The sequence below is a fragment of the Synechococcus sp. R6-7 genome (assembly GCF_047461695.1).
GTDB lineage: Bacteria > Cyanobacteriota > Cyanobacteriia > Thermostichales > Thermostichaceae > Thermostichus.
On record NZ_JANSHS010000299.1, the window covers coordinates 1 to 859 of the forward strand.

The window sequence follows — 859 nt, forward strand, 5'->3', positions numbered from 1 at the left end:
CGCTTAGCGGTCGGAGCCGGGTAGTTTACACCACAGATCCGGTCACGTAGCGTTGCGGAGCAACAGGAGCAACAAAGTTTGTACGGGGAACATGAGGTGGAGTTGAGAAGAGGTGCCTAGCCCAACCTTTGAACAGCCTGAGGAAATCCGAGCGCTTTTTGACCGCATTGCTCCCCACTATGACTCCCTCAACCAAACCTTGAGCCTGGGCCTCCATCAGGTTTGGAAGCGTATGGCCGTGCGTTGGTCGGGCGCCAGCTCAGGAGGATATGTGCTGGATCTGTGCTGTGGAACCGGTGATCTGGCTCTGCAGTTGGCTCGCCGAGTAGGACGAAGGGGACATGTGGTGGGCCTAGATTTCTCTCCCGCCATGCTGGCGATTGCCCGGCGTCGCTCCCGGCTCTTCCCTGGCTACTCCCTGGAGTGGGTTTTGGGAGATGCCTTGGCCTTACCTTTTCCCGACAGTAGCTTCGATGCCATTACCATGGGCTACGGCTTGCGCAATGTAACCGATATTCCCCAAGCCTTGCGAGAGATTAGGCGAGTACTGAAGCCAGGACGTCGTGCCGCCATTTTGGATTTTCACCGCCCCACAGGGATCCCTCTTTGCGAACAATTTCAGCGCTGGTACTTGAACACTCAGGTGGTTGCCCAGGCCAAAACTTTGGGACTGGGATCCGAATATGCCTACATCGATCCCAGCCTAGATCGCTTTCCCTCTGGAGAAGAGCAACGACAAATGGCCCTGCAGGCAGGGTTTGCCAGTGCCAAGTTCTACCCCCTAGCGTGGGGCATGATGGGGGTACTGGTGATTGAGAAGTTTCGTATTGTTTCCATTAATTCCACTTCCCCGAAGGGA

The 859-nt window shown here is 56.0% G+C and carries 1 protein-coding gene; it reads left to right on the plus strand.

All coding sequences use genetic code 11. The features are described from left to right. Positions 1–112 precede the first annotated feature (112 nt). Positions 113–859 (plus strand): bifunctional demethylmenaquinone methyltransferase/2-methoxy-6-polyprenyl-1,4-benzoquinol methylase UbiE (ubiE, locus tag NW815_RS09140; protein WP_414390907.1); only part of this gene is annotated, 747 nt, incomplete at its 3' end.